17 protein-coding genes and 1 riboswitch are annotated in these 15,142 nt (G+C 66.8%); of the genes, 11 read left to right on the forward strand and 6 right to left on the reverse strand.

What is annotated here, in order from left to right; genetic code table 11:
- Positions 1-60: 60 nt before the first annotated feature.
- Both tpx and E9229_RS11055 read left to right on the forward strand, forming a co-directional pair.
- Entirely contained in the window at positions 61-558 is a 498-nt protein-coding gene (gene tpx / locus E9229_RS11050) for a thiol peroxidase (protein WP_183511270.1), read from the forward strand.
- A 124-nt stretch (positions 559-682) separates the two neighbouring features.
- Positions 683-1,495, forward strand: a complete 813-nt coding sequence (locus E9229_RS11055; RefSeq protein ID WP_183511272.1) for a CPBP family intramembrane glutamic endopeptidase — start codon at positions 683-685, stop codon at positions 1,493-1,495.
- 698 nt (positions 1,496-2,193) lie between these two features.
- On the opposite strand, the gene E9229_RS11060 is transcribed toward E9229_RS11055, so the two are convergent.
- From E9229_RS11060 to E9229_RS11070, 3 genes are all read right to left on the reverse strand, one after another.
- Positions 2,194-2,850 (reverse strand): DUF1254 domain-containing protein, encoded by a 657-nt coding sequence (locus tag E9229_RS11060; protein WP_221184437.1) that lies wholly within the window; start codon positions 2,848-2,850, stop codon positions 2,194-2,196.
- Positions 2,847-3,455 (reverse strand): DUF1214 domain-containing protein, encoded by a 609-nt coding sequence (locus E9229_RS11065; RefSeq protein WP_183511273.1) that lies wholly within the window; start codon positions 3,453-3,455, stop codon positions 2,847-2,849. The genes E9229_RS11060 and E9229_RS11065 overlap by 4 nt, the downstream gene beginning before the upstream one ends.
- A gap of 279 nt (positions 3,456-3,734) precedes the next feature.
- A complete protein-coding gene (locus E9229_RS11070) occupies positions 3,735-4,379 on the reverse strand; it encodes a VOC family protein (RefSeq protein WP_183511274.1) in 645 nt (214 codons plus the stop codon).
- Between the two features lie 156 nt (positions 4,380-4,535).
- Positions 4,536-4,651, forward strand: a riboswitch (SAM riboswitch).
- 87 nt (positions 4,652-4,738) lie between these two features.
- On the opposite strand from E9229_RS11070, the gene E9229_RS11075 reads away from it, so the two are divergent.
- Positions 4,739-6,082: a bifunctional o-acetylhomoserine/o-acetylserine sulfhydrylase gene (locus E9229_RS11075; protein ID WP_183511275.1), complete on the forward strand. Its 1,344-nt coding sequence runs from the start codon at positions 4,739-4,741 to the stop codon at positions 6,080-6,082.
- 14 nt (positions 6,083-6,096) lie between these two features.
- Positions 6,097-7,242, forward strand: a complete 1,146-nt coding sequence (gene metX / locus E9229_RS11080; protein ID WP_407671336.1) for a homoserine O-acetyltransferase MetX — start codon at positions 6,097-6,099, stop codon at positions 7,240-7,242.
- A gap of 42 nt (positions 7,243-7,284) precedes the next feature.
- Here the strand turns inward: metX and E9229_RS11085 are convergent, their stop codons facing one another.
- Together E9229_RS11085 and E9229_RS11090 are read right to left on the reverse strand one after the other, a co-directional pair.
- Positions 7,285-7,668 carry a hypothetical protein gene (locus E9229_RS11085; protein ID WP_183511277.1) on the reverse strand — a complete coding sequence of 128 codons (384 nt, stop codon included), beginning with the start codon at positions 7,666-7,668 and terminating at the stop codon, positions 7,285-7,287.
- 52 nt (positions 7,669-7,720) lie between these two features.
- Positions 7,721-8,584: an SGNH/GDSL hydrolase family protein gene (locus E9229_RS11090; protein WP_183512015.1), complete on the reverse strand. Its 864-nt coding sequence runs from the start codon at positions 8,582-8,584 to the stop codon at positions 7,721-7,723.
- Between the two features lie 70 nt (positions 8,585-8,654).
- On the opposite strand from E9229_RS11090, the gene E9229_RS11095 reads away from it, so the two are divergent.
- The 3 genes from E9229_RS11095 to E9229_RS11105 all read left to right on the forward strand — a co-directional run bounded on the left by E9229_RS11095 (position 8,655) and on the right by E9229_RS11105 (position 10,802).
- Positions 8,655-9,317 (forward strand): alpha/beta hydrolase, encoded by a 663-nt coding sequence (locus E9229_RS11095; RefSeq protein WP_183511279.1) that lies wholly within the window; start codon positions 8,655-8,657, stop codon positions 9,315-9,317.
- Positions 9,318-9,417: 100 nt separating this feature from the next.
- A complete protein-coding gene (locus E9229_RS11100; protein WP_183511280.1) occupies positions 9,418-10,455 on the forward strand; it encodes a DUF485 domain-containing protein in 1,038 nt (345 codons plus the stop codon).
- The gene (locus E9229_RS11105) at positions 10,452-10,802 is read left to right on the forward strand and encodes a GntR family transcriptional regulator (RefSeq protein WP_312855670.1); all 351 of its coding nucleotides are present in this window, start codon (positions 10,452-10,454) and stop codon (positions 10,800-10,802) included. The genes E9229_RS11100 and E9229_RS11105 overlap by 4 nt, the downstream gene beginning before the upstream one ends.
- A gap of 18 nt (positions 10,803-10,820) precedes the next feature.
- Here the strand turns inward: E9229_RS11105 and E9229_RS11110 are convergent, their stop codons facing one another.
- Positions 10,821-11,051, reverse strand: coding sequence for an RNA-binding S4 domain-containing protein (locus E9229_RS11110; RefSeq protein WP_183511283.1), 231 nt, complete (start codon positions 11,049-11,051; stop codon positions 10,821-10,823).
- A 72-nt stretch (positions 11,052-11,123) separates the two neighbouring features.
- Here E9229_RS11110 and E9229_RS11115 point away from each other — a divergent pair, with 72 nt between their 5' ends.
- From E9229_RS11115 to E9229_RS11130, 4 genes are all read left to right on the forward strand, one after another.
- Positions 11,124-11,672, forward strand: coding sequence for a hypothetical protein (locus E9229_RS11115; protein ID WP_183511284.1), 549 nt, complete (start codon positions 11,124-11,126; stop codon positions 11,670-11,672).
- Positions 11,665-12,666: a DMT family transporter gene (locus E9229_RS11120; protein WP_183511285.1), complete on the forward strand. Its 1,002-nt coding sequence runs from the start codon at positions 11,665-11,667 to the stop codon at positions 12,664-12,666. The genes E9229_RS11115 and E9229_RS11120 overlap by 8 nt, the downstream gene beginning before the upstream one ends.
- Before the next feature lie 108 nt (positions 12,667-12,774).
- The gene (locus tag E9229_RS11125; RefSeq protein ID WP_183511287.1) at positions 12,775-14,160 is read left to right on the forward strand and encodes a glycine--tRNA ligase; all 1,386 of its coding nucleotides are present in this window, start codon (positions 12,775-12,777) and stop codon (positions 14,158-14,160) included.
- A 4-nt stretch (positions 14,161-14,164) separates the two neighbouring features.
- Positions 14,165-15,082 (forward strand): GNAT family N-acetyltransferase, encoded by a 918-nt coding sequence (locus tag E9229_RS11130; protein WP_183511288.1) that lies wholly within the window; start codon positions 14,165-14,167, stop codon positions 15,080-15,082.
- The last annotated feature ends 60 nt before the right edge of the window (positions 15,083-15,142 follow it).

Here is a 15,142-nt window from a genome sequence, read left to right on the forward strand (position 1 = left end):
CGGTTCACATCGGGGGCGCCGCTTCGTGCTCGGGGGTGCAGTCGTGATAGACAGATATGCATGGCTATCACCGCATTCAAAGGCACCCCCGTCCAGACCGTCGGCGAACTTCCCGCCCTCGGCACCACCGCCCCTTCCTTCACGCTGACCGGCGCGGACCTGGGCGATGTCAGCAGCACGGCGCTGGCGGGACGCCGCGTCGTGCTGAACATCTTCCCGAGCGTCGACACCGGCACCTGCGCCGCCTCGGTGCGCCGCTTCAACGAGCTGGCAGCCGGACTGGAGAACACCACGGTGGTCTGTGCTTCCGCCGACCTCCCCTTCGCACTGGGCCGCTTCTGCGGTGCCGAGGGCCTGCAAAACGTGGTTCCGGCCTCCAGCTTCCGCTCGGACTTCGGCGCCGTCTACGGCCTGACCCAGGCCGAGGGACCGCTGCGCGGCCTGCTGGCCCGCGCCGTCGTGGTGCTCGATGAGAGCGGCTCAGTCGTGCACGCCCAGGTCGTCCCGGAAATCACCACCGAACCGGACTACGACGCGGCCATCGCGGCCCTGAACTAACCAGCGCCCAGCGACTGGAACCTTCCGGCCGCCGGCATCGTCCCCACACACCGGGCCGACGCCGGCGGCCGTTTCGTTGCGGGGCGGCGCCCATCTGCGGGTGCCGGCCGTTAGGATCGGGAACATGAGCCGCATACCCCCACCCAGCGACGCCTCCTCACCCGCGCCCCCGGCGATCGGAGCCCGCCCCTCGGCGCGCACGGCGCTGGCCATCGAGCTGCTGCTGGTCCTGGGGCTGTCGCTGGGCCAGTCCGGCGTCTATTCGATCGTGAGCCTGATCAACAAGCTCACCTTGGGGCCGCTCTCGGGCCAGACCACGGCGTTGAACACCCCGCTCAGCCCGCGCCCCGGATTCGACCTGACCTACCAGCTGCTGGACATCTTCTTCGACCTGGTCCCGGTAGCTTTGGTGTTCTACCTGCTGTGGCGGCTGCCCGGCGGGAACCCGTTCCGGCGCCTGGGCTTCGATCGGCGCCGGCCCGGGCGCGATGCCGGCTGGGGGGCCGGGCTGTTCGTGGCCATGGGGCTGGGCACGCTCGGGGTCTACGCACTGGGCCGGACCCTGGGGCTGACCACGATCCTGGTCCCGGCGGCGCTGGATCCGTACTGGTGGACGATCCCGGTGCTGGTGCTTTCCGGGATCCGCCATGGCATCCTCGAGGAAGTCATCGTGGTGGGCTATCTTTTCGAGCGGCTGCGGGCCCTGGGCTGGGGCCGCTGGCAGATCCTGCTTTCCAGCGCCCTGCTGCGCGGCAGCTACCACCTCTACCAAGGGATCGGACCGTTCTTCGGCAACGTGGCCATGGGGCTGGTCTTTGGCTGGTTCTATGAAAAGAAAGGCCGGGTCATGCCGCTGGTCATTGCGCACGCGCTGCTGGATGTCACCGGCTTTGTCGGCTTTGCGTTGATTAGCGGGTTCGTCGGCTTCGGGAAGTAAACGGTTCGTCGGACTGCCACTGCACGGCGCGTCGCCGCGATGCGGTTCAAGCCGTGGCTGCCTCGAAAACCTGATGCAGGAGTCCTCCTGGTGTGATGCCCAAGCGGACAGCTGCCTTCCGGGCGTGATGGCATCAGCCATCCTCCGGGAAGACGGCCGCCAGCGTCCTCGGAGGTTCCTGCCACACATCCACCTGCCTCAGGTGATCTGTCCGCGCGGGTCCCGAAGGTTCCTGCTGCCGCGCGACGCGGTGGGTTTCCTTTACTCTCGCGTCAGCGTCGGGGCCAAACGGGGGACGGGGAATGACCAGAGGAAGACCGGCACGATGCCTTTTCCGGTGCAGCGGAAGCTTCCGGGTTACTCCGCAACGACATCCACGGTCCTGAACCGGCTGGAATATCGGCCGTGGTGGACTCGCCGGGCAGCAAAGCCCTGGTCGACCGGCAGGTCAACGGCTTCATGGGGTTTCAGGGGCAGGCAAGGGGCTCGCCGGACGAGGACGCCGTAGATGCCGTGGCGGGCTGCTGCTTCCGATAGCTTGGTGCCCCAAGCCCCGCTGTTGCCGGCATTCTTGTTTCCCGCATGATTGGATCCGATGGATCCCCGATGGCTGCCCGGACGAAGGATGCCCGGTGCCTGTGTGCAGATCGCTGTCATTTGTGCCAAGAACCCGGCAATGCGGTCCGAGGAGGGCACCGTTACCGTTCGAGCGGTTCGAGCCGGATTTGCTTCGCCAGCGCGTAAGCGGCCGGAAGATCGGCGTCGCTCTCGACGAAGACTCGGCCGATGACAAGCGCCGACTCGGTCGGCGCTGCTATGTGGTTCATGCCTGGGGGCATCGTGCCCCTCCAGCCCGGTCCACTGAGTACGTAGTCGCCGGCGCCCGTTCCCGTCGTGCGTGTGCCGACGTAGGCAAAATTTGCACTGTCCGAGGGTCCAGTAAATTGCACGCTGTAGTAGCGGCCATCCATGTCAGGAGTATGCAGGATTTGAGGGCCTTTCCTCAGGTCGAGCCAGCCACCGATATAGAGCAGGTCGGTGGACCCGGTTGCCATCAAGCCCACGCCCGGGGCCGTGGGCGAAGCAGTCTCGGGCACCGCGTACAGGGTGTTGACGGGGATCGGACCGCCACCGAACCCCCTTTTGAGGAGGGCCCTTTTATAGCCGCTAACGATCATGCGCGGCCAGAAGTAAATGAAGGCCGGGACGCCGAGCGCCCACACGAGGACCGCAGCCACCGCGAGGGGCATGAGCTCGCTCCATCCGAGCGAAATCCGCCGGTAAATCACCCAGGCGAAAATCGCCAAGACCAGCAGTGTCAGGGGAGCTCCATATTTCAAAATAAGGTGATTCATCGTTGCTGTGCCCTCACTGCCGGGGGCGGGCTGTAGCTGCCATCTAGAATTGCCGGGCCGGGCAGGTAGACCCGAAGCATCAGCTTGAAGGTTCCGGCTGGGATCGGGAGCCAGTTCTGTTCGTGTTCCTTCGGCGCCGACTGCTGGAGATAAATATCTGTTGAGCCGTCGGCATTCCCTAAAAGGTGGGACCGGTCGCTCACATCAGGGCGGGGGGACGCGCCGGAGACCATGTATCCGACGATATCGGTCGGAGTCAGGGACCAGAAGGCATCATGTGGCGGGAATTGGCGGGCCGGAATATGGATGACGTACTCAAATTTTCCGTTGAGCTTGAGCCCGGATCCATCCACTGTGGCGACCCAATAGGCAGCCTCTTCAAGAACATTCACGACAGGTAAGGCTTTAGCGCATGCGGCCCGCACGAGGATCCCATTTTCGGGCTTGCCGCAAAGTGGAATGGAACTCCAGCCGTTGACTGTCGTGGTGATGTTTCTGGCTGCTGCATTCAAGATAAAAATCGTCGTCAAGAAGGCGCAAAAGGCCCCGATGATCACGCCTTGTACAACGCCAGATTGTGCGATCCAAGCCAGCACATTCGTCATGACCGAACACTAACATCGTTCACATCGGTGATCGAGTACTAACTTCGCTCAGCTGCAGCCCGTGGCCCCGTAGCCAAGCGTGCTCGGTTCCGGTCAGCACGGCCAGGGCGGATGGGCCGCTGAAGGCAAAAGCCCGCCGGGCTCTTCGCCAAGCGATGCCAGGCAACTGGAGTGACGGACTGGGCGATCCTGAAGGGACCCCGTAACGGAGCGCGGAACAAAGTAGGGGGCTGCCCACGCGCAATGGCGTGGGCAGCCCCTTGTTGCGTAATGGAATGCCTAGAGCGTGACCGGACCGGACGGGGTGTCGAAGGTGACCGAGAGGATGCCCGGCGTGCCGCTGGGGGCCTGCCAATCGACCTCGACGTTGCCGAGCGGTGACTGCTCGGGAGAGCCGAGCCATTCACGGACGCGGTCGCGGGAACCGGCGATGCTGATCGCCGAGATGCTTCCCTTGCCGGCCAGGGCCTTGGAGGGGTGCAGGTCGGCCGTTCCGTCGTCCCAGCGCAGCATGTAGGGAACCTGCGGGTCGGCAATCAGCCCGTGGATGCCGATCTGGCGCCACGTCAGTTCCTGTCCATCGGGGAACTTGCGGTTGCCGGGGACCGACTCGCGGCCCAAGCGTTCCTCGAACGGGGCCAGGTCGTCAACGGCGACGCACCAGCCCATCCAGCCCCCGCCCATTTCGGAGCGGGCGCGAACGGCCTGCCCGAACGGCGCCTTGTCGGACGCCGGGTGGTTCAGGACTTCGACCACTTCCAGGTACTGATCATTCTGCAGCGGGAAAATCACGTTGCGCGTACCAAAGCGCGGGTGTATGCCACCTTTCACAGAATCAAGTCCAAGGGTCTCGCCGATCCGGGCAGCGGTCGCTGCCAGTCCGTCGGGCCCACAAGCATAAGAAACATGGTCAAGCCTCATCATGTGCCCATGATTGCACTTTGTGATCCAGCTCTCGACTTAGGTTTGCCTAACTGGCGAACGAGCTGCCCGGGGTGAATGAGGTCGACACGTCAAATGCCTGTCATATTTCCCCGCGGCTTGCGTGTCGGCGCTTTTCTGGGCCAGACTATCCTCCAAGGTCATGAGTTCCAGCGACAAGCCCCGGCTCGTTGGACGGCAACCCTCCACCGCGGTGGGGTGCCCCGGGTGAAGACCAGGCCCCGCGTCACACAGGCGCGGGACAAGCGCGGGTCATGCACCCTGGAACGCAAATGTGGAGGTCTCCGACTTTCCGCAGGGCTTCCACGGACATACCCCATGACACCCAAGGGGTACAGCACATGTCCAATAACTGGTCCTTCGAAACCCGGCAGATCCACGTCGGCCAGGAGCCGGATGCCGCCACCGGCGCCCGCGCGTTGCCGATCTACCAGACCACTGCCTTCGTCTTCCCGAGCGCGGAGAACGCGGCGGCGCGCTTCGCCCTGCAGACGCTGGAACCGATCTACACCCGCATCGGCAACCCGACCCAGGAAGCCGTCGAGCAGCGCATCGCCTCCCTCGAGGGCGGTGTCGGGGCCCTGTTGCTGGCCTCCGGACAGTCGGCTGCCGCCTTCTCCATCATGAACATCGCCGAGGCCGGGGACCACATCGTGGCCAGCCCCAGCCTCTACGGCGGAACCCAGAACCTGCTCAAGCACACGCTGCGCAAGTTCGGCCTCCAGGTCACCTTCGTCTCTGATCCGGATGACCTCGACGCATGGAAGGCTGCCGTGCGGCCAAACACCAAGGCGTTCTTCGCTGAGGTCGTCTCCAACCCGCGCCAGGACGTGCTGGACATCGAGGGCGTCAGCGGGATCGCCCACGAGGCCGGTGTGCCGCTGATCGTCGACAACACCCTCGCCACCCCGTTCCTGGTCCGCCCGATCGAGTGGGGTGCCGATATCGTGATCCACTCGGCCACGAAGTACCTCGGCGGCCATGGCACGGCGATGGCCGGTGTCATCGTGGATTCGGGCAACTTCGACTTCGCCGCCGACCCGGAGCGCTTCCCTGGACTGAACACCCCGGACGAGTCCTACAATGGGCTGGTCTTCGCCCGCGACCTGGGTGTCAACGGCGTGCTCGGCGCCAACCTGGCCTACGTGCTCAAGGCCCGCGTGCAGTTGCTGCGCGACTTCGGTGCGGCGGTCTCCCCGTTCAACGCCTTCCTGATCGCCCAGGGCCTGGAAACGCTGTCGTTGCGGATGGAGCGCCACGTCTCCAACGCGGTGGCGGTGGCCACCTGGCTCGAATCCCACCCGCAGGTCAGTGGCGTGAAGTATGCCGGGCTGCCCTCCAGCCCGTGGTTCGAGCGCGGCGCCAAATACAGCTCCAAGGGCATCGGCGCCATCGTCTCGTTCGAGATCAACGGCGACCTGGCTGCCGGCCAGGGGTTCGTCGACGCGCTGGAACTGCACTCGCACGTGGCGAACCTCGGCGACGTGCGCTCGCTGGTGGTGCACCCGGCCTCGACCACCCACTCCCAGCTCACCGCGGAGGAGCAGTTGGCGGCCGGTGTCACCCCGGGCCTGGTGCGCCTCTCCGTGGGCATCGAGCACATCGATGACATCATCGCCGACCTTGACGCCGGATTCCGCGCCGTGGCCTCCCTGGGCCGGACGGAACTCCAGGGCGCCCTGTGAGCATAGAGTCCGACGTGTCAGCCCAGGAAGCGCAGTGGTCCGAGTTCGTCGGCAATCATGCCGGCGACGGGATCCTGCACGCCCTGCGCACCGGACCGTATTCATTTGAGACCGGCGGCTTCCTGCCCGAGGTCGTCATCGGCTACGAAACGTGGGGAACCCTGGACGAGCAGGGGTCCAACGCCGTCCTGATCCAGCATGCGCTGACCGGAGACTCCCACGTCTCCAGCGGCGATTCGGCAGAGGCCGGCTGGTGGGAGGGCTTCGTGGGCCCGGGCAAGACGGTGGACACCGAGCGGTTCTTCGTGGTCTGCGTGAACATGCTCGGCGGCTGCTACGGCAGCTCCGGACCATCCAGCCTGGACCCGGAGGGCGTGCCCTGGGGCTCGCGTTTCCCGTTCACCACCGTCAAGGACTCGGTGCGGATCGAGGCCCGACTGGCAGATGAGCTGGGCGTCGATGTCTGGCATACCGTGCTGGGCGGCTCCATGGGCGGGGCCCGGGCCCTTGAGTGGGCCGTCGAATTCCCGCAGCGGGTCGAACGTGCCGTGGTGGTGGCCGCCACCACGGCGTCCTCCGCCGAACAGATAGCCTTTGCCCAGGCCCAATGCGCGGCGATCCGGCTGGATCCGGCGTTCGCCGACGGCGACTACTACGCCGCGCAGGCCCCGGGGCCCGTCGCCGGGCTGGGCATTGCCCGGCGCATCGCGCACATCACCTACCGTTCCGAGCCCGAAATGGAGGTGCGCTTCGGCCGCGCACACCAGCTCGGGGAGAATCCCCTGGGGTCGCCGGCGCGCGATCGCGGACGTTACCAGGTGGAAAGCTATCTGGACCACCAGGCCTCCAAACTGGTGTCGCGGTTCGATGCGAACAGCTACCTGGTACTCACCGAGGCGCTGATGAGCCACGATGTGGGCCGCGGCTACGGCTCGGTTGACGCGGCGCTGGCCCGGACCGCCGGCGTGCGCTTCCTGGTGGCAGCCGTGGACAGCGACCGGCTCTACTGGCCCGAACAGTCCGAGCGGCTGGCCGCGTCTCTGCCGGTTCCGGTTCCGGTCAACTACATCACCTCGCCGATTGGGCACGACGGCTTCCTGACCGACATCGATCAGCTGTCCCCGGTGCTTGAAAGCGATTTCCTGAGCCCTGAGCACTGAGCCCTGAGCCCTGGTGCTCGGCAACGCAGGAGGCCGGCGGGGCTATCGGCCGCCGAGGATCTCCATACGCGCCGTCTCGTGTTCGGCTGCGGAGATCACGCTGCGGACCAGCAGGTCGTCGAGCTCGGCGAGCCGGGCCTCCTTGGAGGGGGCCGGTGCCAGCAGTCCACTGTTCATGACCTTGGCCGCCAGATCCGTCTGCATGGTCGCTGGATTCATCCCGGCGCGGCGGGCGGCCTTGATGTTGCGCAGGATCATGAAGAAGACGCTGAGGACGCCCAATGCGAGGACTGCCGCCACTGCGAGGAAAGCGGCGTCGAAGTTGTTTGCCAGCGTATCCAGGAACGAGTTCCCGGGGGAATCGACGTAGCCGAAGTCCAGCACATCGTCGGTGGATTCTGCCAAGGATGTTGCGGGCAGGTGCATGAGGTCCTCGTTCTGGGTGCGTGCTGAAGGGCTGCCCCGGCGGGACGCTTCGCTAGCTGGTCAGGTTATCAGGCGGACCGGGGGTTTCCGGGAGGTCTGTGGTGAAGGGCGCGGCCATCGGGCGCTTGGCGATGATTCCGTCGCCGCTTGACTGGTGCCGCAATCGGCGCAGTACCCACGGAGCCAAGTGGGAGCGTGCCCAGACGAGGTCCTGGCCGCGGGCCTGGCGCCAGGTCTTGGGATCCAGCGGCTCCGGAACCAGCGGCTTGAGTCCGTGTTCGATGTTCAGCGCCTCCAGCGCCATGATGGCTATGGTGTGGTGGCCCAGCGGCGAGAAATGCAACCGGTCCGGGGCCCACATCTGCTGGGCGTGCAGTTCGCGCAGGGCCCACATGTCAGCTATCACCGCGTCGTGGCGGGCACCCAGCGTGCGCAGGTTCTCGTTGTAGATGGCCACGCGTCCGCGCACGCTGCCCAGTACCGGTGTGTCGCGGATGTCCGGGCCGGTGAACAACAAGATGGTGGCCCCGGTGGTGGAGAGGATCCGCAGCAGCGAGTCCATCTTGTCGGCCAGCACATCAGGGTCCCCTCCGGGGCGGATCACGTCGTTGCCGCCCGCGCAGAGGCTGATCAAATCCGGATGCAGTTCAAGCGCGGCTCCCGCCTGCTCGTCGAGGATCTGGGCCAGCAGCCGGCCGCGAATGGCCAGGTTCGCGTAGGCGAAGTCCTCGGTGCCGTGGCTCAGTTCCTCGGCCACGCGGTCCGCCCAGCCACGGTAGCCGCCGGGGCTCTGCGGATCGGGATCGCCGATGCCCTCGGTGAAGGAATCGCCCAGCGCCACATAGCGGGTCCAAGGATGGTGTCCGTTGCCCGGCGTGGTCGTGGTGTGCACCAGTGGCTTCCCTGTCGGATGCATGCTCATTGCTTCATTCTTACCCCGGTGACCCCGCGGGCGCTAGCGTGGGCGGTCATGGTTGAATGGCCCGATGAACGAAACACCCTGGACTCCCACTGTCATCTGGTCCAAGCCCGAGGCCGAACGTGCCGGCACCCCGCTGCTGGTGCTGTTGCATGGCTACCTCTCCAACGAACAGGACCTGATCGGCCTGGCCCGGCTGCTGCCTGAAGAATTCACCCTCGCCTCGGTGCGGGCCCCGCACGCGCTGGGCCCGGGGTACACCTGGTTCCCGCTGATGCAGGATGCCGACTATTCCTTCGGTGCCGTGAAGGCGGCCGTCGCTGAGCTGTGGTCCTGGCTGGAGCCGGTGGGGAAGAACCACACGTCCGTCTCGCTGCTGGGCTTCTCCATGGGCATGGCGATGGCCACCTCGGTGCTGCGCCATCAGCCGGCGGCCATTACGGCGGTGGTGGGCCTCTCCGGCTTCGCCGTTCCGAACCACGGGGACGCCTTCTTCGACGACGCGGCGGTGAAGGCCGTACAGACCCCGCTGTTCTGGGGCCGGGACCAAGCGGACCCGGTGATCACCCACGACAAGATCGAATACACCCATGCCTGGGCCACCGGGCATGTGGCGCTGACCAAGGTGCTCTACACGGACATGCTGCACTCGGTCAGCGAGCAGGAGATGGCCCACGTGCACGAGTTCCTGACCCATGTGCTGCTTAACGCGGCGTCATCCGGGACGTGATGAGCCCCACCTCCCTTGTGTCATTCGATTGACACAAGGGAGGTGGGGCTGCTTGTATTACTTGAGTTGATACAAGTATTGATCGGAAGAGGACCAGCAGATGATGTCGCTCCTGCCCGTTGCCATGATCATCCTGGTGCCGCTGTGTGCCATCGTCCTGATCGCCGGGTTGTTCGCACGCCCCCGCGCCCGGGTGACCGCCACCGAGGCGGCTGGGTTGCTGCCTCCCGAACGCGAGGCCGAACTGGCCGCCAAGCGCCGCCGCCAGGTGCTGGCCATGGCGGCGGCGATGATCGCCGGCTTCGTCGTCTGCGGCGCAGTGGCATCCCGTGGCCCGGTCGACACCGGGCTGATGGGCCTGCCCTTCGCATTGGCGATCCCGCTGGGAGCCATCGCCGGCCTGCTGGTTTTCGCCTTGATCTGGCGGCTGCGCTGGAACGACGGCGAGGCGCCGCGGCGCAGCGCCGAGCTTCAAACCCGCGAACCGTGGAGCTTCTCCACCCGCGCCCTGCTGCTGACGCCGCTGCTCGGCGGCGGAATACTGATTGCCGCGCTGCTGCTGGCCGGGCTGGCATCGGTGACCGACGAGAGCGGCAAGCACATTGGCCTGCCCGGCATCTCCCTCGCCGGCTGGGCCGAGGAGGACGGGCGGATCTTCGACGTGCAGTACCGCGAGGATGTCTTCGCTCCCTTCCCCGGCTGGTACTACGGGGTGCCGCTGATCATCTGCGTCGTGGTGCTGCTGGCCGGGCTCTACCTGCTCCTGCGCCGCATCGCCGGGGCCCCGCGCCCTCCGGAATCAGGGCTGTTGGCTGCCGACACCTTGCTGCGCCAGGGGGCATCGGAATTCGTCATGCTCTGGGTCGGGATGGCGTTCATCGCCCAGATGGCCGGCCTGGCCATCATCAGCGCGATCGCGTTCCAATCGATGTACCGGCGATCGGTGCCGCACCTGGATCTCGAGGGGATGCCACCGCAGGAAATCCTGCAGCCGGGCTACGGGCTGGGCATCGTGTTGGTATGCCTGGGGTTGGCGCTGCTGGTCGCCGCAGCCGTGCTGCTGGTGCGCCAGATCGTGCAGCTGGCAGCGGCCACCAGGGCCATCCGGTCCACGTCGGGGATGGAAGCCGCCCGGTGATCGTGCTGGATGAGTCCGATGCCCACGGGCCGGCGGAACAGATCCGGGCGCAAATCGCCGCGCTGATCCGCGCGGGGGAGCTGGCCGCCGAGTCCCGGCTGCCCCCGGTGCGCCAGCTGGCGGGGGATCTGCGGGTGGCGCCGGGCACGGTGGCCAAGGCGTACAAGGAACTCGAGGCGGCGGGGATGGTCCGGGCAGGACGTGCCGCCGGAACCCGGGTGAATCCCGGGCAGGTGATTGCCGCCCCGGCGCTCACCGAGGCGGTGGCCTTTGGCCGGGCTGCCCGGGATGCCGGGCTGTCGCTGGCCGAGGCCCAGTCCCTGCTGGCCGCCGGCTGGAACGCCTGAGCCCGCAGGACCCGGGGTTTAGCCGGCTGACTCGATCTGGACCGCTTCACCGTTGACCTCGACCACGTCGCCGGCACGCAGCTGGCGGCCGCGGCGGGTCTCGATGTCGCCGTTGACCTTGACCAGGCCGTGTTCGATCAGTTCCTTGGCCTGGAGGCCATCCTCGGCCAGGGACGCCAGCTTCAGCAGCTGGCCCAGGCGGATGGATTCGTCACGGATCTCTATGGGCTGTGCCTTGGGGGTTCTCATGAAACCATTTTCTGTCACGCTGTCCGCCTGCACCTAATTGCAGTGCCGGTGAGCGGCTGGGTAGATTGTCCGGTGGACGACCACCAGAAGGAGCCGGCCGGTGGCCCGCAGCGCCGACCCGTCGACAGTCCTGCCGCTGGGCCTTGCCGCCGGTGCTGGGCGGCTTCCAGCTGGCTGCTGTCCTCCGGGACGGCACTGGGGCTGATGCTGACCGTTTGGCTGGTGTTCAAGCCCGCGCGGGTCGGCTGGAAACGGGTCCGGACGCTGTGGAGGGAGCGCACCCTTCCGCGTTGGTATCTTGCTGCCGGGCTCATTGGGGCCATCGTACCGTCCATCGGCGCCTCCATCGCGGCGCTGGGCGCGGGGGAACGTGCCCAGATGCAGCCCGGGGCCTGGTGGGGTTTTGCCGCTGCCATCCTCGCCGGGCCGCTGGATATCCTGTTCCTGGGCACCATGCAACTGGTCGGCTCGCTGCTGATGGACCTGGTCCCTGCCCCCGCCAGCGTGGGCCCGGCCGAGGTGATCGGTACGCTGGTGACGCTATGCGCCGTCATTGTCACCTGCTGGCTGCCCAGTTACCGCTTCCACCCCTTTCCGAAAGCTCAGCCGAACCATGCCTGAAACGTCGAACACCGCACCCTTCGCCGCCGGAGCGCGCGGTCAGCTACCGGCGGCCCTCGGGCTCGCCATCGCCTTGGCCGCCGGGGTCCTGATGCCCATCCAGGGCAGGATCAACGGCGCCCTGGGCCGCGAACTCGGCGACCCGGTCGCCGCCGCGCTGGTGAGCTTCGGCACCGGTTTCATCCTGCTGCTCGCCGGCTCACTGGGGCTGCCCGCCGGGCGGGCCGGACTGGCCGGGATCCGCCGGTCGATCAAAACCCGGGCCTTCCCGCTGTGGTACCTGGGTGCCGGCGCCGTGGGCGCGTTCGTGGTCTATGGGCAGGCGCTCGCCGTTCCGCTGGTCGGCGTGGCGCTTTTTACCGTCGCCATCGTCACCGGCCAGACCCTGGGGTCGCTCTTCGTGGACCGGATCGGCTTCGGCACCGGGCGCAAACGGCCGATCACCGGGCTGCGCGCCATCGGTTCGGTCCTCACCGTTGCCGCCGTGCTCTGGGCGGTCTCGCCGCGGCTGGGCGCGGCGCAGGGAGAGGGGCCCGCGCTAATGCTCACGCTGCTGGTCCCGGCCGTGGGCGGCGTGTTCATGGGCTTCCAGGCGGCGATGAACGGGGTACAGGCAATGAACTACGGCACCCCGGTCGCCGCGACATTCGTGAACTTCGCCGTCGGCGGGGCGTTGCTGGGCGTGATCCTGCTGGTCTCGCTGCCGTTCACCGGGGCCCCTAACCCGCTGCCGGGCTCCTGGTGGTACTACGCCGGCGGCCCGTTGGGCTGCGTGGTGATCGGGGTCAGCGCGCTGCTGGTGCGCCATCTGGGCGTGCTGCTGACCGGGTTGGGCATGATCGCCGGGCAGCTGCTGGGATCGCTCGGCATCGACCTGCTCTTCCCCGCACCGGGGGCGATAGTGAACCTGGCGACCATCGGCGGCACGGTGCTGACACTGGCGGCCGTCGCGCTGGCATCGATGCCGTTCAGGTCGGTGAAGACCCGCCGCTGAGCGGGGTCTGGGCATGCCCGGACCCCGGCGCCGGCACGTTAGGCTAGGAGGCGTATGTTTTTCCCTAGCGGACCGCAACCAGCGGCCTCGTGAACCATTGGAGTTGTTATGGCGCCCCAGTCCAAGCTCGATCAAGTCATCTCCCTCGCCAAACGGCGCGGATTCGTTTTCCAGGCCGGTGAAATCTACGGCGGTTCGCGTTCGGCCTGGGATTACGGGCCCCTCGGCGTGGAGCTGAAGGAAAACATCAAGCGCGAATGGTGGCAGACCTTCGTCCGCGGGCGCGAGGACATGGTGGGGCTGGACTCCTCCATCATCCTGCCCAAGGCCGTCTGGGAGGCCTCGGGCCACGTGGCGACATTCACCGACCCGCTGGTCGAGTGCACCTCCTGCCATAAGCGCCACCGCCAGGACCACCTCATCGAGGCCTTCGTCGCGAAGAAGAACCGCCAGCCGGTCGACGGCATGAGCGAAATCGCCTGCCCCGACTGCGGCACCAAGGGCGAGTTCACCGAACCGCAGCTGTTCTCCGGCCTGGTCAAGACGTTCCTGGGCCCGGTCGACAACGAGGCCGGCCTGCACTACATGCGCCCCGAAACAGCGCAGGGCATCTTCGTGAACTTCAACAACGTGCTCACCGCCTCGCGCAAGAAGCCGCCGTTCGGGATCGGCCAGATCGGCAAGGCCTTCCGCAACGAGATCACACCCGGAAACTTCATCTTCCGCACCCGTGAATTCGAACAGATGGAAATCGAGTTCTTCACCTCCCCCGAGGACGCCGGCGCGTTCTTCGATCAATGGGTAGAGGACTGCTGGGCCTGGTTCATCGACCTGGGCATCACCGAGGAAAACCTGCGCCGCTTCGACGTTCCGGATACCGAGCGCGCCCACTACTCGGCCGGGACCATCGATTTCGAGTACCGCTTCGGTTTCAAGGGCTCCGAATGGGGCGAGCTCATGGGCGTCGCCAACCGCACCGATTACGACCTGGGCTCGCACTCCAAGGCCTCGGGCACCGAGCTGAGCTACTTCAACCAGGCCACCGGCGAGCGCTTCACCCCGTACGTGATCGAGCCCTCCTTCGGCCTGACCCGTTCGATGATGGCCTTCCTGGTCGACGCCTACGTCGAAGACGAGGCCCCGAACGCCAAGGGCGGCGTGGACAAGCGCACCGTGCTGCGTCTGGACCCGCGCCTGGCCCCGGTCAAGGCCGCCGTGCTGCCGCTCTCGCGCAACGAGGACCTCTCCCCGAAGGCCAAGGCCCTGGCAGCTCAGCTGCGCAAGGAATGGAACATCGACTTCGACGACGCCGGTGCCATTGGCCGCCGGTACCGCCGCCAGGATGAGATCGGCACCCCGTTCTGCATCACCGTGGACTTCGACACGCTGGAGGACAACGCGGTGACGATCCGTGAGCGCGACACCATGAGCCAGGAACGCGTTGCCCTGGATCAGGTCCGCGACTACCTGGCCAAGCGCCTGCGCGGAGCCTAACCCGATGTCATCGTTGAGCTACCGCCCCTGGACGGAGGGCGACGACCTGGCGCTGCTGCAGGTCTGGGGGGATCCGGCAAGCCCGCATGCCCATCAGGACCGCACCATGTTCCGCCCGTCCACCGATAGGCCCTGGTCCCGCTGCATCGTCGGCGAGGACCAGGGGGTACCGGTGGCCGCGGCCGTGGTCTTCGAATCCTCGCTGCACCCCGACCGGTTGTGGCTGCACGTGGAGGTCGCGCGCGATCACCGCCGGCAGGGCATCGCCACCGAAATGGTGGGCCTGCTGCGCGCCGAGGTGCCGCCCTCGGGCGTCACCGCGCTGAAGTCTCGCTACACCACCGGACCGGTGGACAAGGGGAGCGCAGCGGCCGGGTTCGCCGCCTCCATCGGGCAGCACGAGATCCAGCGTTCGCGCGACGTCGTGGTGGAGCCGGGCGGGCTGAAGCTTCCGTTGTTCAACGACGACGGACTCACGCTCGATGACGCGGCCACCGGTTCGGTCGAACTGACGCAGCTGGTGACGGCGTTCTACAACGCGACCCACGAGTGGGACCGGGCCGCGATGACACTGGGCATGGCGCAGAAGATGCTGCTCAACGACGCCACCGGCGCCAAGGGCGTCGTGATGCTGCGGGACAAGCCGAAGGAAGGCGGCGGGAAGATCCTCTCGTTCGCCATCAGCTACGAGCCGACCCGCATCGACGCCCCGGCCGACGTGTTGCTGGGCTGGGATCCGGAACTGGCCGATGCAGATGCCGCCGAGGCGATCCGCGGACTGCTGGCGATGATCGTGCACCAGTACCCGGTGAAGCTCGAGGTCGATGATTCGATGGTGCTGCTCTCCGGGCTCGTCGACGCGCTGATCGGTGCCGGACATGCCACGGTGATCTCCGAAACGCACATCATGGCCACCGCGTAACCCGCCCGGTTATCGCCAAAGCGGCGCCGCGCTGTTCCCCTTCGATGGGGGAGCGGTGCG

It is taken from the genome of Paeniglutamicibacter cryotolerans, assembly GCF_014190875.1.
Lineage (GTDB): Bacteria > Actinomycetota > Actinomycetes > Actinomycetales > Micrococcaceae > Paeniglutamicibacter > Paeniglutamicibacter cryotolerans.

Bases quoted from the DNA above. Each gene is read 5' to 3' on its own strand.
- E9229_RS11120 (WP_183511285.1), top strand. From the start codon at position 11,665: ATGCCTGAAACGTCGAACACCGCACCCTTCGCCGCCGGAGCGCGCGGT.
- E9229_RS11100 (WP_183511280.1), top strand. From the start codon at position 9,418: ATGATGTCGCTCCTGCCCGTTGCCATGATCATCCTGGTGCCGCTGTGT.
- E9229_RS11085 (WP_183511277.1), bottom strand. From the start codon at position 7,668: ATGCACCTGCCCGCAACATCCTTGGCAGAATCCACCGACGATGTGCTG.
- tpx (WP_183511270.1), top strand. From the start codon at position 61: ATGGCTATCACCGCATTCAAAGGCACCCCCGTCCAGACCGTCGGCGAA.
- E9229_RS11090 (WP_183512015.1), bottom strand. From the start codon at position 8,584: ATGCATCCGACAGGGAAGCCACTGGTGCACACCACGACCACGCCGGGC.
- E9229_RS11060 (WP_221184437.1), bottom strand. From the start codon at position 2,850: ATGAATCACCTTATTTTGAAATATGGAGCTCCCCTGACACTGCTGGTC.
- E9229_RS11070 (WP_183511274.1), bottom strand. From the start codon at position 4,379: ATGATGAGGCTTGACCATGTTTCTTATGCTTGTGGGCCCGACGGACTG.
- E9229_RS11095 (WP_183511279.1), top strand. From the start codon at position 8,655: ATGAACGAAACACCCTGGACTCCCACTGTCATCTGGTCCAAGCCCGAG.
- E9229_RS11130 (WP_183511288.1), top strand. From the start codon at position 14,165: ATGTCATCGTTGAGCTACCGCCCCTGGACGGAGGGCGACGACCTGGCG.
- E9229_RS11075 (WP_183511275.1), top strand. From the start codon at position 4,739: ATGTCCAATAACTGGTCCTTCGAAACCCGGCAGATCCACGTCGGCCAG.
- E9229_RS11055 (WP_183511272.1), top strand. From the start codon at position 683: ATGAGCCGCATACCCCCACCCAGCGACGCCTCCTCACCCGCGCCCCCG.
- E9229_RS11110 (WP_183511283.1), bottom strand. From the start codon at position 11,051: ATGAGAACCCCCAAGGCACAGCCCATAGAGATCCGTGACGAATCCATC.
- E9229_RS11065 (WP_183511273.1), bottom strand. From the start codon at position 3,455: ATGACGAATGTGCTGGCTTGGATCGCACAATCTGGCGTTGTACAAGGC.
- E9229_RS11125 (WP_183511287.1), top strand. From the start codon at position 12,775: ATGGCGCCCCAGTCCAAGCTCGATCAAGTCATCTCCCTCGCCAAACGG.